General features: G+C 54.9%; 29 protein-coding genes. 17 read left to right on the top strand and 12 right to left on the bottom strand.

All coding sequences use genetic code 11. The annotated features are described in order from the left end of the window. The first annotated feature begins 285 nt into the window (after positions 1–285). Positions 286–963 carry a PEP-CTERM sorting domain-containing protein gene (locus tag COMA1_RS17970; protein WP_176698156.1) on the top strand — a complete coding sequence of 226 codons (678 nt, stop codon included), beginning with the start codon at positions 286–288 and terminating at the stop codon, positions 961–963. Positions 964–1,344: 381 nt separating this feature from the next. Beyond that, on the top strand, positions 1,345–2,313 hold the full coding sequence (locus COMA1_RS17965) for a hypothetical protein (protein ID WP_141654407.1): 969 nt from the start codon (positions 1,345–1,347) through the stop codon (positions 2,311–2,313). Positions 2,314–2,527: 214 nt separating this feature from the next. Here the strand turns inward: COMA1_RS17965 and COMA1_RS17960 are convergent, their stop codons facing one another. From COMA1_RS17960 to glgC, 3 genes are all read right to left on the bottom strand, one after another. After that, complete coding sequence (locus tag COMA1_RS17960; RefSeq protein WP_090750916.1) at positions 2,528–3,583, bottom strand: DEAD/DEAH box helicase; 1,056 nt, start codon at positions 3,581–3,583, stop codon at positions 2,528–2,530. An 85-nt stretch (positions 3,584–3,668) separates the two neighbouring features. After that, positions 3,669–5,528 (bottom strand): helicase-related protein, encoded by a 1,860-nt coding sequence (locus COMA1_RS17955; RefSeq protein ID WP_090750915.1) that lies wholly within the window; start codon positions 5,526–5,528, stop codon positions 3,669–3,671. Then, a complete protein-coding gene (gene glgC, locus COMA1_RS17950; protein ID WP_090750914.1) occupies positions 5,503–6,741 on the bottom strand; it encodes a glucose-1-phosphate adenylyltransferase in 1,239 nt (412 codons plus the stop codon). Before glgC ends, COMA1_RS17955 begins: the two co-directional genes overlap by 26 nt. A gap of 138 nt (positions 6,742–6,879) precedes the next feature. On the opposite strand from glgC, the gene COMA1_RS17945 reads away from it, so the two are divergent. The 6 genes from COMA1_RS17945 (at position 6,880) to COMA1_RS17920 (ending at position 11,196) form a co-directional block, all read left to right on the top strand. Further along, complete coding sequence (locus COMA1_RS17945) at positions 6,880–7,164, top strand: hypothetical protein (RefSeq protein WP_090750913.1); 285 nt, start codon at positions 6,880–6,882, stop codon at positions 7,162–7,164. Between the two features lie 178 nt (positions 7,165–7,342). After that, positions 7,343–8,137 carry a HEAT repeat domain-containing protein gene (locus tag COMA1_RS17940; protein WP_245631150.1) on the top strand — a complete coding sequence of 265 codons (795 nt, stop codon included), beginning with the start codon at positions 7,343–7,345 and terminating at the stop codon, positions 8,135–8,137. A gap of 80 nt (positions 8,138–8,217) precedes the next feature. Beyond that, positions 8,218–8,742 carry a peptide deformylase gene (gene def / locus COMA1_RS17935; RefSeq protein ID WP_218055422.1) on the top strand — a complete coding sequence of 175 codons (525 nt, stop codon included), beginning with the start codon at positions 8,218–8,220 and terminating at the stop codon, positions 8,740–8,742. Between the two features lie 22 nt (positions 8,743–8,764). After that, positions 8,765–10,489, top strand: coding sequence for an ABC transporter ATP-binding protein (locus COMA1_RS17930; RefSeq protein ID WP_090750911.1), 1,725 nt, complete (start codon positions 8,765–8,767; stop codon positions 10,487–10,489). Between the two features lie 297 nt (positions 10,490–10,786). Further along, a complete protein-coding gene (locus tag COMA1_RS17925; protein WP_090750910.1) occupies positions 10,787–10,981 on the top strand; it encodes a hypothetical protein in 195 nt (64 codons plus the stop codon). Positions 10,982–10,986: 5 nt separating this feature from the next. Beyond that, a complete protein-coding gene (locus COMA1_RS17920) occupies positions 10,987–11,196 on the top strand; it encodes a hypothetical protein (RefSeq protein WP_090750909.1) in 210 nt (69 codons plus the stop codon). 97 nt (positions 11,197–11,293) lie between these two features. Here the strand turns inward: COMA1_RS17920 and COMA1_RS17915 are convergent, their stop codons facing one another. The 9 genes from COMA1_RS17915 to thiS all read right to left on the bottom strand — a co-directional run bounded on the left by COMA1_RS17915 (position 11,294) and on the right by thiS (position 17,010). Beyond that, positions 11,294–11,623, bottom strand: a complete 330-nt coding sequence (locus COMA1_RS17915) for a hypothetical protein (RefSeq protein WP_090750908.1) — start codon at positions 11,621–11,623, stop codon at positions 11,294–11,296. A 75-nt stretch (positions 11,624–11,698) separates the two neighbouring features. Continuing rightward, entirely contained in the window at positions 11,699–12,208 is a 510-nt protein-coding gene (locus COMA1_RS17910) for a M67 family metallopeptidase (protein ID WP_090750907.1), read from the bottom strand. A 180-nt stretch (positions 12,209–12,388) separates the two neighbouring features. Next, complete coding sequence (moeB, locus tag COMA1_RS17905; RefSeq protein WP_090751046.1) at positions 12,389–13,192, bottom strand: molybdopterin-synthase adenylyltransferase MoeB; 804 nt, start codon at positions 13,190–13,192, stop codon at positions 12,389–12,391. A 74-nt stretch (positions 13,193–13,266) separates the two neighbouring features. Next, positions 13,267–13,506, bottom strand: coding sequence for an NIL domain-containing protein (locus tag COMA1_RS17900; RefSeq protein ID WP_090750906.1), 240 nt, complete (start codon positions 13,504–13,506; stop codon positions 13,267–13,269). 2 nt (positions 13,507–13,508) lie between these two features. Continuing rightward, on the bottom strand, positions 13,509–13,781 hold the full coding sequence (locus tag COMA1_RS17895) for a MoaD/ThiS family protein (protein ID WP_090750905.1): 273 nt from the start codon (positions 13,779–13,781) through the stop codon (positions 13,509–13,511). Continuing rightward, entirely contained in the window at positions 13,778–15,028 is a 1,251-nt protein-coding gene (gene thrC / locus COMA1_RS17890) for a threonine synthase (protein WP_090750904.1), read from the bottom strand. Before thrC ends, COMA1_RS17895 begins: the two co-directional genes overlap by 4 nt. 22 nt (positions 15,029–15,050) lie before the next feature. Further along, positions 15,051–15,869 (bottom strand): HesA/MoeB/ThiF family protein, encoded by an 819-nt coding sequence (locus tag COMA1_RS17885; protein WP_090750903.1) that lies wholly within the window; start codon positions 15,867–15,869, stop codon positions 15,051–15,053. A 14-nt stretch (positions 15,870–15,883) separates the two neighbouring features. Continuing rightward, on the bottom strand, positions 15,884–16,813 hold the full coding sequence (gene cysK, locus COMA1_RS17880; RefSeq protein ID WP_090750902.1) for a cysteine synthase A: 930 nt from the start codon (positions 16,811–16,813) through the stop codon (positions 15,884–15,886). Continuing rightward, positions 16,810–17,010, bottom strand: coding sequence for a sulfur carrier protein ThiS (thiS, locus tag COMA1_RS17875; protein ID WP_090750901.1), 201 nt, complete (start codon positions 17,008–17,010; stop codon positions 16,810–16,812). The genes cysK and thiS overlap by 4 nt, the downstream gene beginning before the upstream one ends. Positions 17,011–17,129: 119 nt before the next feature. Between thiS and COMA1_RS17870 the strand changes: the two genes are divergently transcribed. The 9 genes from COMA1_RS17870 (at position 17,130) to COMA1_RS17830 (ending at position 23,396) form a co-directional block, all read left to right on the top strand. Beyond that, a complete protein-coding gene (locus COMA1_RS17870; protein ID WP_090742504.1) occupies positions 17,130–18,029 on the top strand; it encodes an integrase core domain-containing protein in 900 nt (299 codons plus the stop codon). 170 nt (positions 18,030–18,199) lie between these two features. Beyond that, entirely contained in the window at positions 18,200–18,577 is a 378-nt protein-coding gene (locus COMA1_RS17865; protein WP_090750900.1) for a hypothetical protein, read from the top strand. After that, on the top strand, positions 18,574–19,137 hold the full coding sequence (locus COMA1_RS17860; RefSeq protein WP_090750899.1) for a phospholipase D-like domain-containing protein: 564 nt from the start codon (positions 18,574–18,576) through the stop codon (positions 19,135–19,137). Before COMA1_RS17865 ends, COMA1_RS17860 begins: the two co-directional genes overlap by 4 nt. Before the next feature lie 49 nt (positions 19,138–19,186). Next, positions 19,187–20,458 (top strand): FAD-dependent monooxygenase, encoded by a 1,272-nt coding sequence (locus COMA1_RS17855; protein WP_090750898.1) that lies wholly within the window; start codon positions 19,187–19,189, stop codon positions 20,456–20,458. 4 nt (positions 20,459–20,462) lie between these two features. Beyond that, positions 20,463–21,215 carry a hypothetical protein gene (locus tag COMA1_RS17850; RefSeq protein ID WP_090750897.1) on the top strand — a complete coding sequence of 251 codons (753 nt, stop codon included), beginning with the start codon at positions 20,463–20,465 and terminating at the stop codon, positions 21,213–21,215. Beyond that, positions 21,212–21,967, top strand: coding sequence for a TPM domain-containing protein (locus COMA1_RS17845; RefSeq protein ID WP_090750896.1), 756 nt, complete (start codon positions 21,212–21,214; stop codon positions 21,965–21,967). Before COMA1_RS17850 ends, COMA1_RS17845 begins: the two co-directional genes overlap by 4 nt. Before the next feature lie 51 nt (positions 21,968–22,018). Then, positions 22,019–22,324 (top strand): DUF6883 domain-containing protein, encoded by a 306-nt coding sequence (locus COMA1_RS17840; protein WP_218055421.1) that lies wholly within the window; start codon positions 22,019–22,021, stop codon positions 22,322–22,324. Further along, complete coding sequence (locus COMA1_RS17835) at positions 22,321–22,554, top strand: DUF4926 domain-containing protein (RefSeq protein ID WP_090750894.1); 234 nt, start codon at positions 22,321–22,323, stop codon at positions 22,552–22,554. The genes COMA1_RS17840 and COMA1_RS17835 overlap by 4 nt, the downstream gene beginning before the upstream one ends. Positions 22,555–22,622: 68 nt before the next feature. Continuing rightward, on the top strand, positions 22,623–23,396 hold the full coding sequence (locus COMA1_RS17830; protein WP_090750893.1) for a DsbA family protein: 774 nt from the start codon (positions 22,623–22,625) through the stop codon (positions 23,394–23,396). The last annotated feature ends 232 nt before the right edge of the window (positions 23,397–23,628 follow it).

Below are 23,628 nucleotides of genomic sequence, written 5' to 3'. Positions count from 1 at the left end.
AAACTATAACTAATTGAAGTGAAAAGCCTATCTATAACATTCGTACTAACAGAATATCGTCATATTTCAGGTTTCTCCTGGTGGGGGTGTAAAATTATCTGACGAAATGAGTCATGGATCTGGTAGCTGTATTTTTAACTATCTAGCATTTTCAACATCTTAAATGGCATGGCAAGTATATTGCTCACCGAATCTGACTATATTGAGGACTTCATGGCCTTATCGAAGAGCGATCATGAAGTTCACAACGTAGTCATTCAATAATTGAGAAGGGGGTGAATGTATATGAAGCGAATGGTATATGCCGCAATGTTTGTTCTATTGGCGGGAAGCATGGTTGTTCCTCAACCAGCTTCAGCTTTGAGGCTCTCGCTGAATGCTGGAGGAGGGGCTGTTGAAATTGATCTCACCGACAATGGCGCAGGAGATGCCAATGGGGCCCTTGATGCGATCACATTCATTGGTTCCGTGAGTAACTGGCGCATTAATGTCGCCACAGGAATTAACATTGGGAGTTCAACTCAACCACGTCTGGATTTGAATAGCGTCAATGTCTCTGACGGTGGTGGTGGGACCATGCAACTCATGCTAACCGAGACGGGTTTTACCACTCCGCCCGCGTTTAGTTTCCTGGCTGCAATAGGTGGGACTGCATCGAACCGGGTTCAATATCAGACTTACTGGGATGCCGGGAATAATGCATTCGCAACAACCACGCCGTTGACGAGTTCTGGGCTTTTGGGGCCTGGGGCGTTTGCAGATACGAGAGGTGGTCTTGGTGGTGGAGTCGGCCCATTTTCTGTGACACAAGTGGTGACGATTACTCACCTGTCTGGAAATAACGTGACGAGTTCGTTCGATGCGGAGATTTCGACGGTGCCGGAGCCTGCGTCTATGCTTCTACTGGGTTCAGGACTCTTGGGTCTTGGGCTGTGGGGTCGGAAGATGCGTAAGAGCGCGTAGCTCGTCGGCATTCTCCATACAGCTCAGCTCTTCGTCAAGACGGCCATCCCGATGACTATCGGGATGGCCGTCTTGTTTTGTGAACTACTCCTTTCTCGGATCTCTCTTACGGTGACTTTGTGCCTGTGATCATGTCTCGCTGTATCCGGATGATCTCTCTACCAGCCGTATGCACAGTCCTTGATTTCCCTCACCCGTGCTGTACAAGGCCTAAATATCTATTCAGATGGGCATGTCTCAGGTATGATTTCTCGGAGCGATTCCCAACCACGCAGACGAAGACTTTAGTTTCATTGAGCAGGGAGGGGCGGGATAGTGAACAGATTTGCATCTACCAAGTTGTTGATCGCGCTGACAGTTCTTCTTTCAGGGCCTTGTAGCATGGTGACTTACGGATTTGCCCAAGAGTCACCTCTAGCTTTCCAGAAGCGAGTGGATCTCACGCTCGGGACCTGGATCAGCGTGGGAGACACTCGGTGGAGCCACAATGCTTCGTCGCAGGGACTATTGGGTAACCCGACCTCGAGGCTGACCTATGCCGATCATTCCACGAATATTGTAGAGCTGACTGCCAAGGTCTATCTCAGACCTCATTTCTTCGGACGACTCCAGGTTGGAGGGGCTCATATCGGAGGCGGTCGGCTAACCGACGATGATTTTCTCGCAGCCGACGGAGGAAACCCCTCTTTGCGAACCCATAGCGACATCAGTGGATCGGGACTCTGGTTTGTAAATGCCGATCTGGGCGGAGCCTTGATAACCTTTACCAATAGTCGTGGTCATCTGGATGGCTTTCTTGGCTTTCAATACTGGCGTCAGAAGCACAACGCCTATGGAGTTCGGCAGATCCATTGTTCGGCGGCAGGGGCCTCAACCGATTTGGATGGGGGCACCCCTGGATTAGACCCGTTATGTGTTCCAGGCGATCCTGGCCTTAATCAGAATGTGCTGGTCATTTCCAACAGTAGCTCGTGGTACTCGCTTCGAGTCGGTGCGACAAGCGAGTATCACCTGCTACGATGGTTGAGCCTCTATGGGTCGATCGTGCTGAAACCCATCAACCTCTTTACTAATGAAGATACCCATCATTTGAGGGTGGCGGGTGGTGAGTTGAGTGCCCCCAGTTTTACCATGCGCGGCATCGGGTTCGGGGCAGATGCTGACATTGGCCTACGGGTGCACCTCACGCGGTGGCTTGCAGCTCAGGTCGGCTACCGGGTCTGGTGGAATCGCTTGATCGATGGCACATGGGAAAGTCATCTCGCCGATGGTCGCTCTGCGTCCTTTCCGCTGACGGAGTTTCAATCCCTCCGACATGGTCTGACGGCTGGGTTGACCGCCTCGTTCTAACAGGATACTGAAAAAGTTCACCAGCGGCGTTCTCGCATCGCTTAGAGGCTCAACGTACGGCACGGAGTACGATTCTCTGCAGCCTTACCGGACAGCCTTATTGCGCATCCTGCTGGGCTGTTCAGAGTCATCTCACCCCTCGATATCTGTGACAGCGACAGAGGTCGAAACGAGTTTTTCCGTAGCCTGCTAGGTGTCGGGCGTCCTGGAGCGACTACCGTCTCGATCGTCCGGAGGGCAAGGTCTCCTCTTCGTATTCTATAAAGAGGTGTTTCGCTTCGGGATGGAGGTGGCCGGGATGTCCCTGTGGAATACCCAGCGTGCGAAACAAGGGAGTGAGTTTCCCATTGGGGTGCAGATAGCCGGCTCTCAGAGGGACGGTGCGTTTGCTATGCCGCACCAGTCGACAGGGGGTTACGCGAATCGACGTGAGCCAATCGGCGATATCTTGTGGATTGCCTATAGAGGCCGAGAGTAACAAGAGTCTGGCCTGGGAGGGACAGAAGATAATCGTTTCTTCCCACACAACACCGCGTTCGGGATCAGCCAGGTACTGTGATTCGTCCAGGATGACCAAGCCGAGCGTATCCAATCTGACATCGATCTCACCACTCGCGGCATCGTAGAGCAGATTGCGGAGAATCTCCGTGGTCATGACGAGTAACGGGGCCTGCCCGTTTTCTTGGCGATCCCCGGTGAGAATACCGACCTTATCTGGTCCAAAGATCTTCGAAAACTCCGCGTACTTGGTGTTCGACAAGGCTTTGAGTGGGGAGGTGTAGATGACGCTGCGATTGGTCTCCATGGCCCGTCGTGCCGCTTCTACGGCCACATAGGTCTTTCCACTTCCGGTCGGGACGCTAATGACAACATCGGTTTCACTCACCGCAGCCAAGGCTTCCACCTGCCAGGGATCCTGGACGAAGGGTTGTGGCGTTGGCACGCCAATACCTTGCAGCCATTCGGTGAGCGAGATAGGGGGCTCCGACGGCTCTGAGTCCGAGGACCTGATCGCGGCTTTCTTGTGAGCGATCGAGGGAGCCTCGTGGCGACGTGGTGATCCGGATATGGATCCGGCCTGACGTTCTCCAATCAGCGTCAGCAGATCGGACTCAAAGCCGGCACGATTTTGGCTCGAATGTTGGAGCAGCAGCTCGATCAGGCGGCGTTTCCCGGCGCGAAAGTGGCGCTGCACACGTCCACGGGCCAAGCGATGCAGTACTGCCACGGGTTGTTGAGCTAAGAGCTGTTCGAGTTCGTCGGTGGTCATGTTTTGAAGTGCTGAGGACTGGGTGCTGAGGGCAGAGTTTCAGCCACACTCAGTCCTGAAGCCTCGGTCCTTAGTCCTACAGGGTTCATGGGAGTTCCTCCAACACACCGCGTCGAATCGCCGTAATCGCTTGGGACGCGGATTCGGCGAGGCCGGGGTGGGTTCCCTTGAGGGTTTGCACCTGCGAGAGATACTCCAAGGTTCTGGCCAGCAGTCGATAGATATCGCCTTCAGCCATGGTGGTCAATCGACAGAGTCCGATCCAGGTGAGGGTCTGGTCGGCGACCCAACGCTCCACGAGGGCGGCCACATCCGCGCGGAGGAGCGGAGGATCTTCGTAGGGCGATAAGCTCTCCGCGAGTTTGCGCACTTGCCCGAGCAAGGAACTCAGTCCTGGACTGATGCGAGGAAAGGCACCGGGGCGATCGTCATCATGGGCTAGACTGGCCAGAATACCGGCGAGGAGGGACGGATCTGCGCCGGTGAAGGCCTCCGCGCGGATCAGTTCGGTGATGAGCAACGAATGGTCGATGCGGATCAGTCGTGCCCATTCCCCCTCAGCCGTCAGTTGGGTCGCCAGAGTGAGGTAGCCGAATTTCTGCAAGACTTCGACGCGCTCTTGGAATCGATGCCATAAACTGGTACGCAAGGCCTGAATGGATTTGGTATGCCGCTGTTGTTCCTGCCGGAGGCGTGATGCGGTGAGAAAGTCCTTTTGGCAAGCGGATCGCGATGGACAGGTCGGACAAGAGAAGTCTTCTAACGATTGGACGATGGCGTCGGGAAGAGGCTCGTTATGGCTGGATACTAGAATGGGGAGCAGGGGTAAACGGAGCGGCAGTTCGTCCAGCTGATGACTGAGTCGATCGAACGTGTCGGTCGAACACCAGGGATAGGCTGATGTTTCCGGACAGTCGTATGTGCGGTCGTAGACTTCTTTCACGCTGGTGACCGGACATTCCGTGACGGCGCTTTCCGGCCTCAACACGGTGAGCATCGAATTCCTCTGGCCTTTGCTCTGATATTGGCGAAGCACGATTCCTCGTCCTCTACTGAACCCAACGACCCGCCCCGGCGTGAGAAACGGTAGTCGTGCTGAAATTTCCGGTGGTTCAGCGCGATAGGTCGGATGGCGCGTGTGACGGTGTCTTCGCGCATGATCGAAGGTGTGCCATTGGGTGATCCAGTCCGTACAGACGCGAGGGCCGAATGGTTCCATCTTGATGTGGAGGGCGTCGAGCTTCTGCTCGAGGACTTCGGCTCGCTGATTCAACTGAAACTGAGCAAAACTCTTGGCTAGGATGCCTTGGATGTGTTCATGAGGATGGGCTTTTAAGAGATTCAAGACCATCGGATAGCTGATTGTAAACTGGCTGTCGATGGCTTCCGGCTGTCCGGTCAGCCCTTTGGTCAGCACCGACAGATCGATATACGGCGAAGGGGTAATCACGGCAAATCCGACGTGATCCTTTCCTCGGCGTCCGGCTCGTCCCGCAATCTGCTGCACCTCGCCGGCCGTCAAGTCGGTGAAGTCGCGGGATTTGCGGATGCTGGACTGCGTGATCACGACCGTACGTGCGGGAAAATCGACGCCGGCGGCTAAGGTCGTCGTGGCAAAGACCGCATCGAGATGCCCTTGTCGCATCAATTCTTCGATGGCGATTTTCCAGGTCGGCAGATGCCCGGCATGATGGGCGGCCACGCCGATTCGTTGGACGATGGGAATCAGTGGGTGCTCGGCAATGCTGGGGTGATGAGCCATGACCTGCTCGAGTGCCTTCGCAATTGCCTCTTGGCGTGTCGTCGGCAAGACACAGTTCGCGTGGTCAAAGGCTTCCATGGCTTCGTCACAGGCTCGCCGTGAGGTGAGAAAGACGATCGCAGGCGTGAGATGTTTCTGACGGAGTGCAGAGATCAGATCAACCGGATGGATCGACGGAGGCATGCAGCTTCATTCCTTTTGAGATGACCACGAGGCCAGACTCCGTGACGGTAAACCGCTGCGCGTCGGCCTCTCGGTTGTACCCGATCTCTGTCTGAGGAGGGATCGTCACATCCTTGTCGATGATCGCGCGTCTGATACGACTCTGTGCTCCGATGGTGACGTTTTCCATGACGACGGAGTCACGGATATCGGCATGGTCGTGCACGTGCACGTTCGGGGAGAGGACGGAATTCTGGACCCTCCCGCCCGAGATGATGCAGCCGCCGCACACGATCGAGTCAAGCGCGACACCCATGCGGCCTCCCTGAAAATCCTGGGCGAAGACGAACTTAGCCGGAGGAAACTGTCCCTGATAGGTTCGGATCGGCCACTCGGCGTCGTAGAAATTGAACTGGGGGTCCACGGAGACCAAATCCATATTCGCTTCCCAGTAGGCATCAAGCGTTCCGATATCACGCCAATACTTGACCGCTTTCTTGTTCGCGTCTTGAAATTTGAAGGCATACACCCGTTTCTCCGCGATCATTTTCGGGATGATGTTTTTCCCGAAGTCGTGGGCGCTGCCTTCTTTCGCATCGGCGAGTAGGTATTCGCGGATCACTTTGGTGCGGAAGAGATAGATACCCATCGAGGCAAAGGCATGGTCCGGATCGTTGGGCAGCGAAATGGGATGCGCCGGTTTTTCATCGAATCGGGTAATCCGGTAATCTTCGTTCACGGCGATGACGCCGAAGCGAGAGGCTTCTTGGATGGGGATGTCGATGGCTCCCACGACCGCATCCGCGCTCGTGGCGATGAGCCAGTGATACATCTCCGCGTAGTTCATCTTGTAGATGTGGTCACCCGCGAGAATCAGCAGGAACTCGGGGTGTTCATCATCGATCAAGAACATGTTCTGATAGACCGCGTCGGCTGTGCCGCGGTACCAATCTTCGCTGATGCGCTGCTGGGGAGGAACCGAGGCGATGTATTCGTCGAGGTCGGCGCTGAGAATGTTCCAGCCTGCTCGAATATGACGGTCTAGCGAATGGGATTTATATTGGATGAGGACGGCGATCTTGCGAAGCCCTGAGTTCAAACAGTTACTGAGTGTAAAGTCGATGATGCGGTATTTCCCGCCGAATGGCACCGCAGGTTTGGCCCGTTGCGCCGTGAGGGGATTGAGCCGCTCTCCTTTTCCACCGGCTAAGACCATGGTGAAAATATTCTTCATTATGCGGATTCTAGCAGGACCGTCTTGAAATAGAAAGAAAAGGGAATCGTTGACTTCCCGTGCTATGCGGATAATACTAGCCACCAGAACGCCGGATTGAGCCATGCGGTTCGATCGGCCATGAATAAAGGAGTGAGCATGAAGCGAGATGTCGTAGTCGCGGCTTTGCCGCGAGTCGATTCAAGGCGAGTCACGAAGCTGGAGGAGAGAACCTCCGACTCACTCGAGAACATGGCCTGGCGACTGGAGAAATTAGAGGAGCAGATCCAGAAGTTGTCTGAACTGGTGCGTGACCATGCGGAAGATATGGATCGACTGGTTCGGATCGTGGCTGAGAACCAGGATGTGGTTCGCCGGCAGTTGCTTCGAAAGCATCATGAGAAGGTCCGGGTGCGGAAGCATCTTCGAGCACTCAGTTCATAAGGTCGCCGCAGATCGCTGCTCTCACACCGACAGTTGGGTTGAGTGACCCCAATACGCTCCGGTCCAAAACTCGCCGCCGACACGAGCCCCGTTAGCCACACGTCCTGGGCATATCGATGAACATCTCGATGCATGAAAAGGGGATGCATTGAACCAGCGAAAGAGGAGTCTCACTATCGTGAACCAATCGCATGTGTTTCGGCTGGGCGTGATTGGGTTGCTCGCTGTGATGGGTGGGGCAGACCCTCTGTACGCAGGGGAGGAGCCGGGTAGAGCTTGGAGCGTTCAGGTTCCCTATGAGGGGCCACCAGCCAACCCAGATGTGCCGGATGTTTCGATTCCTCCCAATACGACACCACTCGGCCCGGAAGAGCTTAAGCGAGCCGAGGCCTTGCTGCCGTTGTTGGAAGGGAAACAAGAGTTCTGGGCGATGGGAGAATTCGTGCATTTGGGTGAATCGTCGGTTCCGGTGTTGATCAAGGCCTTGACCATGCCCAGCCCTAGAATCCGGTACAACGCAATTGAAACGCTGTTGATGATGAAGGGAGTGGCGGGCGTGCCCGCTCTCATCGAGACCGCGAAGGAGCCAAGCGAACTGTCACGCGTGCGGGAACATGCGTTACGGGTGGCCGTTCGTCTGGATGCGGCCAAAGCCTCCGAAGCCCTCGACGTCATGGCCAAGGATCCCAATTCATCAGTAAGAAAGGCAGCCGCGTTCGAAGCGCGGTATATCCGTCAAAAGGCTGTCATCCCGATCCTGATTTCCATGGTCGGCGATGAGGAACGGTTTGTGGCGCTGTCAGCGCTGCAATCGCTCTGGATTTTGACTCGCCATGAAACTGAATTTCACGATTGGGATACCTCGAATAAACAGGATCGTGCGGCCTGGTCGAGCGAATGGGTCGAGTGGTGGGATATCAACAAAGAGACCTTTGAGATTCCGGAACCTCGCCGACCAAAACGGCGTCTGTGACGGGACGCTGAGGAGGTTGCGAGCGCGAAGACGGCTATGTTACGAATATCGCATACGTTATGAAATTGAAGACAGGAACCATGCTGAAGATTGCGAAGCTCGGAAATCCGATCCTCCGGAAAATTTCGGCACCAATTGATCCACGAGAGATCAAGTCGTCTGAAATCCAGCGCTTGATCGATGACATGTTTGAGGCGATGTATGATGAGCCCGGGATCGGGTTGGCGGCACCGCAAGTCTCACGGTCTATTCAATTGGTTGTCATGGGTTGCAAAGGGGAAGGCGGCTTCCCCGAAACGGTCCTCATCAATCCGTCGATCGTCTATTATGGACCAGAACAGGTCGAAAACTGGGAAGGGTGTTTGAGTGTCGATGGGTTGAGGGGGAAAGTCACCAGACCTTCACTGGTGCGAGTCAAGGCGTTGGACCGGAAGGGCAAGCCCTTGGATTTTGAGGCGACGGACCTGTACGCGGTTTGTATCCAACACGAGCTTGACCACCTGATTGGTAAAGTCTTTCTCGACCGGATGGCCGATATGTCCACTCTCACGCAACTCGAAGAATTTTCTCAGTACTGGCAGAAAGAACCCACGAACGTAATTTGAGACCTGCCTTGTTGAACCATTTGTGAAAGTCCTTCTTCGTGTCCTGCAATATCTTCGACCCCATCGTACGCTTGCCGTTCTGACTTTGCTTTGTGCCGCCGGTGCGACGGCGATGGAGTTGGTGCCGCCCTGGGTCATCAAGATCATCATCGACGATGTGATTCAGGCAAAGCAGGCCTCGTTATTGCCGGGGGTGATCGGGCTTCTGGTCGGTGCTTATCTGCTCAAGAACCTCTTTGCTTCGTTGCGCATCCGGCTCAATAATCAACTTGAGCAGACGGTGGTGCACGATCTTCGCCGTCATATCTTCGCCGCACTGCAACGCCTGTCGATCACCTATTTTGAGAATCGCTCGACGGGCGAAATTATGTCCCGCGTAACGAATGATACCGAACATGTCGAGCGGATCTTTATCGATGGACTTGAGGGGATGATGACGGCCTCGTTGACCCTGGTCGGCATCACGGGACTCTTGTTCATACTGAATTGGAAACTGGCGGCACTCGCGCTCCTCCCAATCCCGCTGCTCGCTCTGTCGGCCAGTTGGTTCACCTCCAAAGTGCATGGCTACTACCGGGAGACTCGTCAGAGCGCGGCAGAGCTGAACGGCTACCTGCAAGATGCCTTGTCTGGGATCCGGGAAACGATGGGATTCGGGCGTCACGGTCATGAGCAGGCTCGCTTCGACCGACTCAGCCAAACCTATAGCGACAAGAATCTTCAGGCCATGGTGCTGTGGTCGATCTATTCGCCTGCCATGATCTTGGTTGGGGCCTTCGGGACGGTCTTGATCCTCTGGTATGGGGCCGGTGAAGTGATGGACGGGCGATTGACGCTCGGCGAGTTGGTACTGTTTCTATCGTATTTGGCGATGTTCTATGTGCCCATTAATCAGATCCACTCCGTCAATCACATGTTGCAGCATGCCTTGGCCGCGAGCGAGCGGGTGTTCGATGTGTTGGATACGGTTCCCGACGTGGCCGATCGTCCAGGCGTACTCGCTCCAGGTCATCGTGCACAGGGCGACGTGCGATTCGAGCACGTGCGGTTCCACTATCGGTCGGATGTGCCGGTCCTTAAAGGATTCTCAGTCAAGGTTCCAGCGGGAGAGCGTGTGGCCTTGGTTGGAATGAGCGGAGCAGGGAAGAGCACGCTTGTGAAGTTGTTGATGCGGTTCTATGACGTCACAGAGGGGGCGGTCTGTATCGATGGGACGGATGTCCGCGATCTACCGATTGCGTATTTGCGACAGCAGATTGGGTTTGTCCAACAGGAACCATTCTTGTTCAACGGCACCGTTCGGGACAACCTGCTCTACGGCGATCTCCAAGCAGATCAGAATCGACTGGAGATGGCGGCACGAGCCGCTCGGGCGCACGAGTTTATCGCTGCGTTGCCGGAAGGCTATGAGACCTGGATCGGGGAACGGGGGGTGAAACTCTCCGTTGGACAAAAACAGCGAGTGTCGATCGCCCGGGTCTTGCTCAAAGATCCGCCCATTGTTATTTTCGATGAGGCGACATCCAATATTGATACAGAGACGGAGGTCAAGATCCGGGAGGCCTTAAACGAACTGACCGCCGGACGCACCACCTTCATCATTGCCCATCGTTTATCGACATTACACGATGTGGATAGGATTCTCGTGCTCGACCATGGTCAGTTAGTTGAAGATGGTCGGCATGAAGAATTGCTGACCCGAGGCGGGGTGTATGCAGGTCTTTATGAAGCCCAGTTCCAAGTGTGACCGGATGCTGAAAAAGTCCGCCGGCATCGTTCTCCCTTCGCTCAAGGCCTCACATACCAACCGCGTATGCCTAGGCCTTTTGCTCGCTGCGGCCTTGTTGGACGGTCTTTTTGAGCATCCTGTGAGGCTTCTCTGGGGTGTCAAGATCTTCCAGCGTCTCGTATAAGAACCCGTTGAGGATAGCGTCTGCTTGGTCGGAGTACGCGCGGGTGTGAACTGGTCGTGACCTCTGTGGTTGCGGCCAGAAATCAAGAGTCGTTATACTTCCGAAGAAGAACAAGGGAATGGGGAAGATTTATGGTGCTGGTATACGAGAGTGATCCGCTGGATGACGAGCATGCTCGTGGGCGGTTTTACCATGTCTGCCGAGGGCGCATCGATCGAACGCCGTTAGAAGTGCCTCCCGAAGATCGCCCGCATGAATGTCAGCAATGCGGCATTGACCTCGAAGCCGAAGATTTCTTTATGGCTCTTCAGAAAGGATCGGTATAGACCTCATGGCTACAAGTACAGGACGAAAAACCGTCGGAGTGTCACGCGGCTTGATGATGCTCTGCGACATCTGCTATGCCCAGGTCATTGCGGATAAACTCACGGACGAAAAGAATTTTGTCGCAGACGCGGACACGCTCTTCGATACCATCTGTTGCGGGTGCACCGATATCAACCGTCCTCTCATTGATGATATGGCTGGCAGCGGGGAGTGATGGATGCTGGTGAAGCGTGGTTCGCCTTTCGATAGAACCCAGGTCCATGAGTTTATCGAATGGTGAGAGGTGAAGCGATGAAATGAATCGGAGAAAACTATCGCTCTTTACATTCCTTCCCATTAAAGTATATACAGGTCGACTCACCTGATTTCACTTTCCAGGTTTTAATCAACGGCGGTTTGTCCTCGCCTCGCATCTCAACGACAAAATCTACGAGACTGGAAATGGGAAGCTTGTCCATATGCGGTTTCGCGGCATCCGGGACTTCAATATAAAACACCGTGGCACTGGTTGAGATAAGGATCTGACTCTTTTCCTTATCGATGTAGATCACCGGGCTGTAAAAGCTACGGTCCTCGGCAAAGGCAGGTACAACCGCTATGGGCAGTAAGAACAGCGAGAGGCTGAAGTTTAATGGCTTCATGAGCGAGGCTCCTCGTCTAGATGCTTGAGGAACATTAGTATATTTCGAAGTGGAATGTGAACCAGAAAAGTCGGTCTAGCGGATGAGGATATCGGCAGGGGTGACGTGACCGGACTTGATCCAATAGGTCTTCGTATCTGGTTCCGTATTCATGAGCGAGACGATGAGATAAGCCGGCAGCGGGAGATTGATCTTAGGCCAAATCTCTTCATAGTCGGTGGCGATTTTGATGTCGGTGATCGAGGGACGGGCCGGGTCATGTGGGTGGGAGTGATAGACCACTTGGAGATCGAGTCCGTTGTTCCGCATATCTTTCTTCGCCGACGAGAAGTCCTGCATGTCCATGACGAAGGCAATCTCTGCTCGTTCTTCCGGAGAGAGCCGCTCGAGGTGCGCTGCCTTAGCTGAATCGAACGACGAGAGGTTCTGTGCGCCTTCCATTGCCACGATGTTTTTGATGCGATAGAGATGGCTGACCACGCCGTTATTTCCAGCCAGGAGTCCACAACATTCGTAGGGAGTCAGTTCTTTCGCATGCGCGATGATGTCTTCGCGGATTGACTTGGGAATGACGAGGTCTGCCATGGTTAATTGACTCTGAATGAGCCAAGATGCAAAGGGCTCAATATTGGGTGGATTTGCAAGATGCTCAAAATGGTTGTCCAGCGAGGCCGCAGTGAGCGAGAGTCCGAGGCGTACATTCGGAGGTACGTTGAGGGTCCGAGCGATGCGAGAACGAAGCTGGCAGACGTTTTCAGCATCTTGCTAGATGGTGCAGCTGACGGTGTAGTCGAGACTCAAGTCCTTGATCTTCGGATTGGGGCCGCACAGTGGACAGGCCGGATCTTTGGGTCGACCGACCTTGCGGAACTTCATCTCGAGCGCGTCGTAGATCACCAGCTTATCCGCGATCGTTTCGCCGATGCCAAGGATCTCCTTGATCGCTTCGGACGCTTGCAAGATTCCCATCGTGCCGGCTAGGACACCAAGTACGCCGGCCTCCTGACAATTTGGTACGAGTCCGGCTGGTGGAGGTTCTGGATAAAGGCAGCGGTAGCACGGATAGCCTTGGTGTGGCTTGATTGCCGTGAGTTGCCCCTCGAACCGGAACATGCTGGCGGAGATCAGGGTCTTTTTGGCGAAGAAACAGGCGTCATTCACCAGAAAGCGGGTGGTGAAATTATCCGAGCCATCGAGCACGATATCGTATTGCGAGATGAGCGGGATAATATTGTCGGCATCGACTAATTGGTGATACGCGTTAACGGTAATTTCCGGATTGATGGCCGAGAGCGTCTGCTTGCCGGACTCAACTTTCGGTTTTCCGAGCGTGGCCGTTGAGTGCATGATTTGCCGCTGAAGATTCGAAAGATCGACGACATCTCCGTCGACGAGACCGATGGTTCCGATACCAGCCGCAGCGAGATATAGACCAGCTGGAGACCCCAGACCACCTGCACCAATCAAGAGGACCTTCGCTCGCTTGAGCTTGAGTTGGCCCTTGCCACCCACATCTTGAAGAATAATGTGCCGGCTGTAGCGTTGAATTTCTGATTCGGAGAGTTCCATGGTCATTTTGTAAAAGGTGCTATTGACGTCCGAACGTTATCTTTTACTTCGTGCTTCTCACATTTTGCCATCTGTTATTCGACGACATTCAATTCAATCGGATCGACGCTGCAGCCTTTTTTACGCAGGCCTTCGAGTGCGCGCTCGATCTCTGCGGTGTCACCTGAAAACTCGACATCCGCCCAGCCTGTCGTGTCGCGCACATCGGCCCGTCGGACGTCGGTCACGACGTTGTACTCACGGCCAATCTGATAGATGATCGGCTGTCGAATGCCCTCTTCAGGAAAGCGAATATGGAATCGCAAGTGCGCCATGATTACCCTCCCGCGATTGCCGGGACGATCGAGACTTCGTCGCCGGTTTTCAGAGCGGTATCTTTGCCCTTGAGAAAACGGATGTCTTCTTCATTGACGTAGATGTTGACGAATCGGCGCAGCTCACCGCTCTCGTCGCAGAGGCGGGACTTAATGCCGGGATAGGAGGCTTCCAGCGTATTGACCAGATCAGTGATCGATCCGGCGGCGACGTCGACCTCTCCCTGGTTCTTGGTCAACGGTCTCAGCGGAGTTGGGATACGGACTTTAATCATGACTCACCACCACCATTTTTCCCGAGTTTGAAGTTTTTCTCAAAGGCGACGAGACTGGGTTGAATACGGGTCGGCCGACCAACGGCATCAATCACCGCTTCCTGCGTCTTGAGCCCATTGCCCGTAATATAGGCGACCGTCACCTCATTTTTCTTGATGAGCCCTTGCTTGACCAGCTTCTTGAGTACGCCGATCGTGACCCCACCGGCTGTTTCTGCGAAGATGCCCTCGGTCTGGGCCAACAGCTGGATGCCTTCCACGACTTCTTCATCCGTCACCATGTCCATGGCCCCTTTACTCTCAGCCGTAGCCTTGAGCGCGTAGTAGCCATCCGCCGGATTGCCGATCGCGAGCGATTTGGCGATCGTCTTCGGCTTGACCGGCTTGAAGAAGTCACGACCAGCCTTAAAAGCCGTCGAGATCGGTGAACAACCTTCGGCCTGGGCGCCGTTGATCTTGGTGCGTACGTCGTCGATCAACCCCACATACTTCATTTCATGCAGGCCCTTCCAGATTTTCGTCAGCAATGAACCTGAAGCCATGGGAATGACGACTTGATCTGGTGTCTTCCATCCCAATTGTTCGACTGTCTCAAAGGCCAGGGTCTTGGAGCCTTCGGCGTAGTAGGGACGGATGTTGATATTTACAAAGGCCCAGCCATGTTCGCCCGCGATCTCACTGCACAGCCGGTTGACGTCATCATAGTTCCCTTCCACTTCAACGACATGCGGCTTATAGATGAGGTTGCCGAGGACCTTGGCTGCCTCCAGGTCGCCTGGGATGAATACATAGCAATGCAGATTCGCGGAGGCTGCGTGGGCCGACACCGAGTTGGCTAGGTTACCGGTCGAGGCACAGGCCACGGTTTCAAAGCCGAGCTCACGCGCCCTGGTGAGAGCCACGGCAACGACCCGATCTTTGAACGAGAGCGTCGGATGATTGACGGTATCGTTTTTAATGTAGAGTTCATCGATGCCGAGATACGCACCGAGGTTTTTTGCGCGGACCAATGGGGTAAATCCCGCATGCGGACCCACGAAGTTGGTGCCTTCTACCGGTAGCAGGTCGAGGTAGCGCCACATGCTGTCCGGTCCATCCTCGATCTTCTTGCGCGAAATCGCCTGCTTGATCTCGTCATAGTTGTACTTCACTTCCAGCGGACCGAAGCACATTTCACAGACGTGGATCGCCTTGGTCGGATATTCCTTCCCGCATTCGCGGCACACTAGCGCTTTCATCTTGCTCATCGTGGTACCACCTTCTCAAATCCTATGCAGAGGGACGCACGGCACATCCCGCATAGGGATCCCCATCGTCAAACAGCTCGGTAATCGTCGGATGTTCTCCGCAAAGAGCACAATTCGGATTGCGGCGAACTTTAATTTCTCGGAACTGTGTTTTCTTGGCATCGAAGTCCAGCATACGGTCGGTCAATGGCTGTCCAATGCCAAGGACCAGTTTCAAGGCTTCCGTGGCCTGGATCGTTCCGATAATGCCGGCCAAGACGCCAATCACGCCGGCTTCCTGGCAGGAGGCGACAAGGCCCGGCGGCGGAGGCGCTTTGAACACGCAGCGATAGCAGGCCGACTTCTTCGGGATGATTGTCGTGACACGTCCGTCGAATCGGAGAATACCGCCATGAACGAGCGGTTTGTTCGCGAAAAAACAGGCATCGTTGATCAGAAATTTGGCCGGAAAATTATCCACGCCGTCGATGACGACGTCATAATCGGTAAAGATTTTGATCGCGTTCCCGGCGGTGAGGCGCTCTTCGTACATTGAGACGGACACATCAGGATTCAATGCCTGGATCTTTTCCTTACCGGAGAGCACCTTGGGACGTCCCACGTCGGGAGTATAGTGCAGCACCTGACGCTGCAGGTTGGTGAGATCCACCACATCGCTGTCGATCAGTCCGATCGTCCCAACGCCGGCGGCAGCCAAATACAACGCAGCCGGTGAGCCCAGACCTCCGGCACCGACGAGCAGAATGCGCGACTTGGCAATCTTTTTCTGCCCCTTCCCCCCGACCTCGGGCAGGAGAATGTGCCGGCTGTAACGGTTTATTTGCTCGTCAGTAAATTCCATCTTAATCAGCGTTCTTATATATTAAAATACTTTTCGATACTGATATATCGCTCGCCGGTGTCGCAGAGGATAGTGACGACGTTTTTCCCGGGTCCCAGTTCCTCGGCGATCTTCTGTGCCGCGCATACATTAGCCCCGGCCGAGATGCCCACCAGCAGGCCTTCTTTCTTCGAGAGCTGTTTGGCGGTCTGATAGGCCTCGTCATCCGTGACGGTGACCACGCGGTCGAGAATCTTTCGATTGAGGACCTTGGGCACAAAGCCGGCTCCGATCCCTTGAATCTTATGCGGTCCTGGATCGCCGCCGGACAACACTGGTGACGTCGCCGGTTCCACGGCAATGACTTTGACCTGTGGGTTCTTTTCTTTCAAGAATTCTCCGCATCCGGTAATAGTCCCACCGGTGCCGACTGCGGCGACGAAGGCGTCGATCTTTCCTCCGAGTGCGTCCCAAATCTCCACAGCTGTCGTCATCTTATGCATCGCCGGGTTGGCTGGGTTCGAGAATTGATCCGGCATGAAGTACGAGGGATTTTGTGCCAAGATGCTTTCCGCTTCCTTGATAGATCCCTTCATACCCTCCCAGGCCGGTGTTAGGACAAGCTGTGCGCCATACGACGACAATAAGCTAGCCCGCTCCATGCTCATGCTTTCCGGCATGACAAGGATCAACTTGTACCCGCGCACTGCTGCGACAAGGGCCAGTCCGATCCCCGTGTTCCCGCTGGTCGGTTCCACGATGGTTCCGCCAGGCTTGAGTTTCCCTTGCCGCTCCGCCTCATTGATCATGTTGAGGCAGATCCGGTCCTTGACGCTACCCCCGGGATTAAAAAATTCGACTTTCCCGTAGATCGTGGCGGAACCCTCTTTCGAGAGACGGTTCAGTCGCACGAGCGGAGTCTTGCCGATCAGTTCGGTGATATCGTGGTGTAAGGTCGTGCTCACCGACCGCCTCCCATGTAGAAGAGGAACTCAACATGATCCCCTTCATTGAGGTGGGTCGTGGCCAGATGGTCACGGTCCAGCACTTTGTCGTTCACTTCAACGGCGACCATCTGCGGTTCGATGTTCTTGGTCTTGAGTAAATCGAGGACGGTTCCGCCCGTGACCTCTTCAGGCTTTCCATTGATTTTGACCTGCACGGATTCTCCCAAGTTGGCTTAGAGATTAAAGAATTTCGAAAATAACAAAGGCAGGCGCTGATTGTCAAGGCTGCGCATTGTTGCCGTAAATATCCGACAGTCCAGAGTAGACTCTGGACATGGACACAAGAACTCGGATCATTCTTGCAGCGGAACTGGCGACTCAAGGGCTCTCCGTTTCCGCGATCGCGGGCCAACTTGAGCGCCATCGAGAAACCATAGGACTCTGGCTGAAGGCAGTTCGAATCGAAGGACTCTCTGTCTTTCTGGATCGCTATGCTGCGGCCAAGACGGGGCCACGTCCGGCACGACAGGTCCCGGGAGCGGTCAAACGCCTTGTCTGGGCGATTCGCGCCCGTGAATACGACTGCTGTGGGCAGAAGATTCAGTACTTTCTGGCTCATGAACAGCATATCCATCTCTCTGTTCCCAAGATCTATGAAATCTTGGCTGAACGATACGTCTTACGGCCTCGGGGCCGGACCAATCAGCCACGCGGCGTTGTGCCGATTGCCACGGCTCCCCGCGCGGTCATTCAGATGGATACCGTGGTTTTTGGCGAGGTCTTCGCCTTTACCGGGGTGGACATCTATACGAAGGAAGCGGATGTCGTTCTGCGGACCGGACTAACAAGCGAGGATGGGGCCATGTTTTTGCGCACAGCCATGACTCGCCGCTTTACCGGGCCTGTGCAGATCATCCAGACCGATGGGGGCTCAGAGTTCAAAGGCGTGTTTGCCCAACAGGTGCTCCAGTATTGTACACGACATCGCATCGCCCGTCCCTATAAGAAGAACGAGCAGGCGTATATTGAGAGCTTCAATCGAACCCTGCGCAAGGAATGCTTGGGGTGGATCTCCTATCGAGTAGAAGAACTGCCCACACTCCAGGGCGAGGTGCGTGCATTTCTGGACCGGTATCACTATCATCGGCCGCATCTTGGATTCACCCCGATGCGACCGCCGTTATCGCCAAGCCGTGAAGGACCTGACGGACTGTCGGATATTTACGGAGAATAGTGCGGGCTGCGTCACGCGGATGAGAGACCGGAACCAGCAAAAGGATTCATCCGTCTACGCAGGAAGCCATCTCCTCCCTTTGGCCAGTGAGAAACAAGCGATCATCCTGAGCAGATTGCTTGACTTTAGATCCGCCTCATCGCCACTATGCCGCTTGCAGGAATACGGGGATGTGGAAAAAAAATTTTCTATTTCGCGCCGCAGAGTCAACACCGCTCGCCGAGTCTGAGAACGAGCTGTTCCATGATACGGAACCAGCCCTGGACAGCGCCGGCCTGGTTCTGGACAAGTTCCTCTCTGTGTGGGTTCAGGGTGATGGGACCGAGGAGCAGCCGTCGGCCTATACGAGCCTCTATGTGCGAACCGCGATGCTGGATGTGAAGAAACACATCAGTCTTTTGCAACCGCTTCAAGGGCGCTCCCATCAGATCAAACAATTGCTCACGCCGGACCAAAAACAGTTTCTTCGCCAGTGGCTTCAGGTTCAAGCCCCACAGGCCTGGGAGTCAGCAGACGATCACTTTCGCGATCTCTTTGAGATGGAATGATCCGGCCGTCACCGTTCCCTGTATTCACGTGGTGCTGCCGGTTGGTCACCGTCGGGCTACTGGCCGCAGTTCTGTTTGGGCCAGGGAGAACGGTTTCAGCCGCAACAGTAGAGGTCTGGTATGGCCCCGAGGATAGGCCACTTGAACATCTTGTCCGAGAGTATGATCGTGCCAAACACTATATCTATGTCGCGAGCTATGGGTTCACGTCGCCGCTCTCGGTGAAGGCATTGGCCGAGGCCACCAGACGGGGTGTCGACGTTCGGATCTTGACGGACAGAGAACGTCTCAACGATCCGAAGCAACGAGTGGCCCTCTCAGCGTTGCGTGAGGCCGGGATCCCAATCAAGATCAATCAACACGACAGCCTCATGCATCTGAAGCAGGTCGTGGTCGATGATGAGGTCAATACGAGCGGGTCGATGAATCAGACGACCAGTGGCAATCAGTACAACGACGAACGCCTGGACATTATCAGAGACCATGCCATCACCGTGAAGGCCCGGGAAAAGTTTCTTTCTTTGTGGAAAGACCAGGACCGATTCCGGGAGTGGAAATAGCATGAACGTTGGCGGTAAGGTGGCTCCGTACCTGCATCGTTGAGGAACTATGGTCGAAGAAACCGACATTGCGGTTGTGGGAGCCGGGGGCGGTGGAGCCGTGCTGGCTCTTGCGCTGGCGCAGAAGGGGATCAAGACGATTGTTCTGGAACAGGCGCCGGGACCACCGCTGGGATTGCGCGGAGAAATTCTTCAGCCGAACGGGCAACAAGTCCTCGATCGGTTGGGACTGCTGAACAAGCTGCCGGTATCCTCTACGCGGACGGTGCATCAGTTTCATTTCTGCCGAGTAGGTGGTCAACGGCTCTGCACCATAGACTATCGCGACTTGCCGCCGCCGTATAATCAGGCGGTGGTGACGCTGCCGAATGTCGCGCACCATGCCATTGTGGATGCAGTCGAGCGAGAACCCTCGGTCTCCTTACGGTATCGAGCGACCTTTACCGGATTGCTTCGCGAAAACGGGCGTGTGGTTGGTTTGACTGCCAAGCAGGGAGACCAGGAGCGGACGATCAAGGCGAAGGTGGTGGTGGGGGCCGATGGAGCCTTCTCGAAAGTTCGCGAGGCGTTGCAGATCCCGGCTGATCTCTACCTCTATCCGCAAGGGTACTTGATTGCGCTGTTGGATGCGGCGATTCCCATGGATGAAGCGAAGTATTTTGTCGGCAAGCGAACGATTCTTGGGTTGTTTCCTGCCGCTGGAGACAAGGTCTATGCGTTCTACATGATCAAGACCGGTTCGTATGACCAGGTCAAAGCGCAAGGCCTCTCCAGTCTGCAGAACGCGTGGATCGCGATCGATCCATCGAGTGAGCCGATATTCCGGACCTTGATCGATTGGAAGCAGACGGCCTTTTTACCGACTGGGCGGGTTCGTACTCCGACCTGGGTCGCTGATGGGGCAGTGCTAGTCGGCGATGCCGCGCATGCCATGAATCCGCACGCGTCTCAGGGACGCATGCAGGCCATGGTGGATGCCATGACGCTGGCCGATCTGTTACCGGAATGTCTCGCGACGGACGACTATTCAGCCGCCACGCTCAAGCGTTATGAAGAATCACGACGACCTCACGTTGCGATGCTGCAAAAACTGGCAGACGAGCAGGTGCTCTTTTGGAACACGGCCAATCCTCTCATTGGTTTTCTTCGGGACCGGGTCTTCAGCACCTTGGATCGCAATGCGCGCCTCCGCTATCGAGTCTTGTCGACGACAGCGGGGCTTCGTAAGGATCCTCCGTTCGGCATGCTGGACCGCCTGATGGCGGCGGGATTTCTTCCAGACCCTTCTGGTCGCGACATGGCGGTGGGAGGCGTCCGGTAAGGATATGCAGTCGGTTGATTGGACCATCGATGGATTGCCGGAAGAGACGCAAAAGCTCTTGCGGACCTATGTGAAGGATGTCACCAAGGTTTATGGATCTGAACTGGAAGGCATCATCCTCTACGGCAGCGCGGTGCGAGGGGAGTTTTTACCTGGCCGCTCTAATTTCAATCTCGTTTTGGTCATGTCGTCCTACGACCTTGCCACGTTAAAAAAGTATGACAGTCTGCACAAGCGTTGGAGTAAGGATCATGTGGTCGTGCCCTTGTTCCTAACGGTCGACGATATTCAATCCGCCTCCATGGCCTTCCCGCTGGAGTACCAAGACATCCATGATTGCCGGCGGTTGCTGTGGGGGCAAGATCCCTTCGTGGGGCTCAAGATCGATGCTCGTTACTTGCCCGCTGAAGTGCTTCAGGCCTTGCGTGGAAATCTGCTTCGGCTCCGGCAGCGCTTGGTGGAAGGCCGAAGCACCGAAGAGGCCATCACCATTCTCTTGGCACTCTCGCTTACCGCACTCCTTCCGGCCCTGCGCGGCGTGCAGCGGGTGCTTGGGCGACCGGTGCTTGCTCATGGAGAGCCGCTGCTCAACGACATTGAGGCTGCTCTTTCGATCGACCTTACGGGGCTTCGTGATGCGTTGCTCCTCAAGCGTGGGGAAATTTCTCCAGGGCAGAAGGAAACTCCGCGACTCATGGATCGGTACCTTGATGGCCTGACCAGACTTGTCACAGCCGCAGAGGCACGGATCACGTGACCGGGACACTCTCGAGAAAAACGTGGTTTGGGATTGTCTGGTTGGGCCCGCTTATCGGACTCATGGCACCTCTCGCACATGCCGCTCTCTATGATCGGCCTAAAGAGCGGGTACCGCTTCCGGACCCGATTGGTTACGTCAGCGATCACGCGCAAGTCGTTGAACGGGAGTGGAAAGACCGTATCCGATCCGTCTGCACCGACCTTGAAAAGAAGAGCGGCGTCGAGATGGTGATCGTGACGGTGCCCAGCATTAAGCCGTATCCCTCTGCGAAGGAATATGCGGATGCCCTGTACGCAAAGTGGCAAATCGGCTCGACACAGCAGGAGCATGGGCTGATGGTGTTGGTGGCGGTGCAGGAGCGCCAGGCGGCGATGACCTTGGGGCGCCAAATGTTACCGGCGGTCACTCCGGAAATTCGGCATGAAGTGAGTCGTCAGTATCTTCAGCCTGCGATCGAACGGGGCCATTTCGGTGAGGGGCTGTATCGCACTGCGGTGGCTCTGGCGACACCGGCGCAAGAAGTGAGGCTTGAAACTCCGTCACGACGCCGCATCAAAGGACTTGGGATCTGGATTACTCTTGGGACCACTGGCGCCATCGTGGGGTTCTTCTGGTGGCTCAGCCGTCCTGATCTGCGGCATCCCTATCGGCGGATTCAGCAGGGCGAGTATTGGGGAACCGGCCAAGGTGGATTCGGTGGCAACTGGGGCGGCTTCGGCGGCGGGACGAGCGGGGAAAGTTGGCGGTGAGGACTTTGTTCGCCTGTTGCCATGAAGTTACCGGCTGAAACAGTCATTTCGGTGGAGAAGCTCGTACGCTATCTCTTGGTGCCACAACTTCGATGGGACAAGTCGTCGTTTTTACGCCAAGCGGGCTATGAATTGAATAACGCCGTTCATCACTTACGTGACTTACGCGAGCAGATTTTGCCGTTAGATGTAGCGCTTCTTGAGAGGAACCAGTTCGGGCAGTACTATGAAATCAGGGGTGCATTGACGGGCCCTAATGGGAATATTCTCTCTGTTCGAACAATTTGGATGACAGAACACTTGTCGGGAATAACAAAGTTTATTACACTGATTCCTGATAGTCGGAGGGCATTGTGAGATTTGATCTTTATACAGATGCAGCTTTGGCTTGCGACCTACCGGTGCATAAGCTCCGTCGGGGTGATATCGTCAAGCTTGTTGAGCATCACGTGGCGCCGGATGGGACCGAAGGCTACTCGATCGAAGTCTTTACTGCCCTTGGAAGTACGCTTACCGTGACGACTGTTCCTGCTACTGCACTCGAAGCACTTCGCCAAGATGAAGTGCTTTGTGCCCGGACGCTGTAGAGAACTCATTCCCCACTATTCTCAGCGGCCTTTCTTTTTGATCATCCTTAGATCAGGAGTCAAATTCTATGCGTGGTCCAAACATCCAGAATGAGTTTTTTCTCTCGCTGACCATCCTTGCAGGCTTGGCCCTGTTCGCCGCTGGTTGTTCTGCAACGGCGAAGGATACCAAGGGTGTACCAACTTCTGCTCCGGATGTCGCTGATGCTGCGATTGAGCGCTACATTCGTGCCCATCCTGAAGTGATCGAGCAATCGCTGCAGGCGATGGAAGCCAAACGAGAAGCGGAACAGAAGGAACGTCAAAAAGTAGCCCTCAAAACGAAGCAGGATGAGTTGCTGCACGATCCTCTGTCACCGGTCAGCGGCAACCCAAAAGGCGAGATCACCGTGGTGGAGTTCTATGACTATCGTTGTGGGTTCTGTAAGAAGGCGGCATCCGCCGTCACGGAATTGCAGAAAGTCGATCCTCGAGTGCGGGTCGTCTATAAAGATTTCCCCATTCTGGGTGAACCGTCTGAGCTTGCGGCGAAGGCTGCACTCGCCTCATATGCGCAAGGGAAGCACCAGGCCTTTCATGAAGCGCTGCTCGAGTCGCACGCTGACATGACGAAGGAATCGATTCTAAAGATCGCGGCGAAGGTCGGTCTTGACGCGAAGCGGTTGGAAGCCGACATGGCCGATCCCAAATGGCAGTCTGTCATTGCGAAGAACCGGGCTCTTGCCCGCGAACTCGGCATCTCAGGGACGCCAGGCTTCATCGTGGGGAAGGAACTAGTGCCAGGGTGGTTGGATTTGAATGGGCTAAAGGAGCTAATCGCACGGGCAGGGTATGGAAGATGACAGAGCGTTGGAATGCGTGGAGACGGTACCGACTCCTAGAATGAATGTGACTCTATACAATGAAGGATGTACGCCGGTCCTCAGACAAACTTGTGCTCAATAGCTGACAGGATGCCGCTGATTGGACCGATAACGGATATGGAGTATCGTTCGCGAAGCACAGAAGCGTATTAAACGGATGGGAACTAGAAGGTCTGATTCTATACGAAGGTCTTCCTAAACGTTGTTGGGC

The organism is Candidatus Nitrospira nitrosa, from assembly GCF_001458735.1.
In the GTDB taxonomy this organism is placed as follows: Bacteria; Nitrospirota; Nitrospiria; order Nitrospirales; family Nitrospiraceae; genus Nitrospira_D; species Nitrospira_D nitrosa.
This window is presented reverse-complemented; position numbering and strand designations above follow the sequence as displayed.